At 69.9% G+C, this 3,338-nt stretch carries 3 protein-coding genes and 1 pseudogene; 3 read left to right on the forward strand and 1 reads right to left on the reverse strand.

The genetic code is table 11. The annotated features are described in order from the left end of the window. Window positions 1-114: 114 nt before the first annotated feature. Window positions 115-705, forward strand: a pseudogene (locus ACFV4G_RS43215) (zinc-ribbon domain-containing protein); the annotation flags it as partial. 231 nt (window positions 706-936) lie between these two features. Further along, complete coding sequence (locus tag ACFV4G_RS43220; protein WP_380449113.1) at window positions 937-1,935, forward strand: zinc-ribbon domain-containing protein; 999 nt, start codon at window positions 937-939, stop codon at window positions 1,933-1,935. Window positions 1,936-2,127: 192 nt separating this feature from the next. Here the strand turns inward: ACFV4G_RS43220 and ACFV4G_RS43225 are convergent, their stop codons facing one another. Beyond that, window positions 2,128-2,586 carry a hypothetical protein gene (locus ACFV4G_RS43225; RefSeq protein ID WP_380449109.1) on the reverse strand — a complete coding sequence of 153 codons (459 nt, stop codon included), beginning with the start codon at window positions 2,584-2,586 and terminating at the stop codon, window positions 2,128-2,130. A 313-nt stretch (window positions 2,587-2,899) separates the two neighbouring features. Here ACFV4G_RS43225 and ACFV4G_RS43230 point away from each other — a divergent pair, with 313 nt between their 5' ends. Next, entirely contained in the window at window positions 2,900-3,247 is a 348-nt protein-coding gene (locus ACFV4G_RS43230; protein WP_380449111.1) for a hypothetical protein, read from the forward strand. The last annotated feature ends 91 nt before the right edge of the window (window positions 3,248-3,338 follow it).

Consider the following 3,338-nt stretch of genomic DNA (forward strand, 5'->3'; position numbering starts at 1 on the left):
CGCCCGCGCGCGCGCCACGCCGCCCGCCCCGCCGCGCTCTCGTTCGCTGGGGCCGCGCGGCGGGCGGGCCTGGTCTGCCGGGCGGGCCCCCCGGCCACCCGGGCACCGGTGTCGATGTCAGTGCCGCCCGGTAGCCTCGGCCGCTTGCGCAGCCATCGAGAACCGGAGGGCAGTGGCGTGAGCACCGGGGCCTTGCCGGAAACGGACGGGGTCCTCGTCCCGCACCAGCCCACCCCGGACCTGGGTGCCCCCGGTCCCCCAACGACCGCTCCTCTACGGCTCCGCGAGACCGCCGCTACCCGGGCCCGGCAGGATGCCCTTGCCGACGAGTTCGTTCGGAACCTCACCCGGCCCGAGGTCGCGTTCGGCACGCTGCGGATCAGCGACAAGGACATCTGCCTGTGGCGATGTTCCGTGAATCACGAGCACCCGGAATGGGAGAAGACCTTCCTCCTCCGGGCACGGAGCGACCACCCGAGTGGCTGCCCGGAGTGCTCGTGGGTCCGTCGGTACGGTGCGACGCCGGGGACGTCGCTCGCCGAACGGTTCCCGCACATCGCGGAGCAGTTCGTCGCCAACGAGTCCCATCCCGGCAGAGGCCCCGGTGTTCTCACGCCGGGCAGCGATTCGGTCTGCCGCTGGCGGTGCGCCCGCGGGCATGCGTGGACGGCTCCGGTGCACAAGCGGACCCACCGCGGTGACGGCTGCCCCGCCTGCTCCGCTCCCGGAACGTCGCGCTTCGAGGCAGAGGTCGCCGCTCTCCTCGCGGCGGCAACCTCCTTGACCGTCACCATCACCGCGAAGGTCGACGTGCCCGGAGTCCGAGGGCCGGCCGATCTGTACATCCCCGCAATCGGGTTGTACATCGACCTGGACCCCGCGCACACACATGGTTCGGTGTCCAGCGTCCAACGGGACACGGCGAAGGCGAGGGCCATGGCCGACAGCGGGCTCACCTTCGTCAGGGTACGAGAGGAGGGTCTCCCCCAGGTGCCTGGTCGCTCGATCACGGTCACCGGCCGATTCGGCGCACGGACCTGGGCGCAGCAGATGGCCACGATTTTCATCGAGCACGGCGTCACCTGGAACGAGCTGACCGAGGAGCAGGTCGCTGTCGTCCTTGGCGCCGTGCACAGGACGTGGTCGGAGCGCGCGGGCCGGCCGGAGGAGAGCGCCCTCGACAGGGCACCCCGTCTGGCTGGGGAGTTCCTGGCGAACCGCACCCGCCACGGTGTCGGGCTGGAGTGGCTGTCCCCCGGTGCGGAGGACATGATCCTCTGGCGTTGCGCGACGTGCTCCCACGAGTGGACCGCCACCGTCAACGACCGCGCCGCGTCCGGCTACGGCTGCAACACCTGCGGTACGAGGCGAGCCGCGAAGAAGCGGAGCACCCCGAAACCCGGCGAGTCCCTGGCGGAAACACATCCGGACGTCGCCGACGAGTTCGTCCGCTGCCTGACCCGGCCCGAAGCCACGCCTCGGACCATGCGTGCCGGCGCCAACGAACGGTGCGAGTTCCGCTGCTCCGCACCGGGCTGCGGCCACGTGTGGCGGACTCACCTGCCCAACCGGACACGCCCGGACATCCGGTCCGGGTGTCCGATCTGCGCGAGGCGGCGCGAGAGCAAGGTCGGGCGCGTACGGCAGGGTCGATCGCTGCAGAGCGACTACCCCGCGCTTGCTGCCGAGTTCGGCGGCTGCACGGAGGAACCGGACCGAACGGCCGACCGGCTCGCACCCAACTCCGCACTGACCTGCCGATGGCACTGCGGGGAGTGCGGGCACACCTGGACCTCACCGGCCCGAATGCGGGTCAAGAACTACAACCGCTCCCACGGAACGGCCTGCCCCGACTGTGGACATCGCCTCCGCAACTCCAACTCCAAGCGCCAGGGAACCGGCGGCTACGGGCAAGGAGGGGCCGGGACCGGTTGAACCGGCCGGTGGCACGGGGTCTGTCGACCGGGGTGACCCCGCTGTACGGGGCGGCGCGGAAAGCACGAGGCGGCCCGGTGGGGCCGGCCGGAGGCGACGATGGTGGACAGGTGACCGGGCTGCCTCGGGTCTCGCCCCGAGGCAGCCCGGTCACCGTGCGGCCCGCTCGGCTCGCCCGGGTCTCTCCCGCCCCTAGAACGTCGCCTTGGCGCAGTTGCCGGGGTTGGTGGACCAGAGTGTCTGGCTGAACCAGGTGAAGTCGGGCCGCTGGACTCCTACCACCATCCAGCAGCGCTGGCCGCGGCCGGCGACCATGACGTCGCGGCGCCCGCGGTCGTAGACGCCGTGGAGTTTTCCGTCCGCCCCCTTGTAGACGGTGTAGACGAAGAGGTTGCAGGTGCGCTCGCCCGAGCGGACGGCGGTGCCGACCCAGGTGGGCGTGTTCGAGATGAGGCCGCCGGTATAGCTGAACTTGGCCTCCACGCGGCAGCCGCCCGAGTAGAAGTGCACGTCGAAGCTGTGGTTGGTGTTCCAGACGCCCTCGGGATATCCGGCTGCGCTCGCGGTGCTCACGTTCGCGAACGCCAGGCCGGCGGCCACTCCCACGGCCACGAGGACCTTCCGGGCGACTCCCATGCGCTTCGTGCTCATCACTGCCTCCGGCAGAAGGGATGGTGCACATCAAGGACACGTCGATGATGTGGCTCAACTCACCCATAAATGAAGGGATTTGAGCGAGATATGAGCCTGGGATGCCACCTGCTCGACCCGACCGCCCACATCTCCTTCACCCGGTGACCGCGTTGGCGAAGCAGTGGGCCGTGTTCCGTTCTCCCCGTCCGGCCCGGCTTCGGTGTTGCCGTCGGTCCTGATCCCGGGTCAGACTTCCTGGTGCAACCGCCCGTCGACGGGTACGGCCTGTTTCCGGGCGGGCGGCTGGCCTACGGAGGGGAGCCCGTACGACGTGCCGTTCTTCAAGCGCAAGGCCAAGGCCGAGAGCAACAGCAGCAACTGGCAGGACCACCCGGCGGCTCGGCTGCAGGTGGGGATGACCAGGGACCGGTTGGTCGAGATCCTCGGCCCGCCGACCAAGTCCATCGGCGGGGAGGAACTCCTCGGTGGCTACGGGTCCGTCAGCGGATCGGCCCGGGCTGTCGACAGCGTGTCGAGCAGCGAGTACATGATCTTCGAAGCCACGCCGAGCGGATACGAGACCTGGGTGGTTCTCCAGCGTGGTGCAGTCGTCAGCGCGCAGATCAAGACGTCCGGCACGCCGCGCGAGGTCGTCCTGGAGGTCGGGGAGCCCATCTAGGTTCTGTACGGCGGATCTTGTGACCGTCGCATGATCGGCTCGTTGTACTGGTCATGGGGCGGGGAGATCTGAGCAAGGACGAGTGGGACCG

The organism is Kitasatospora sp. NPDC059747 (genome assembly GCF_042732955.1).
GTDB lineage: Bacteria > Actinomycetota > Actinomycetes > Streptomycetales > Streptomycetaceae > Kitasatospora.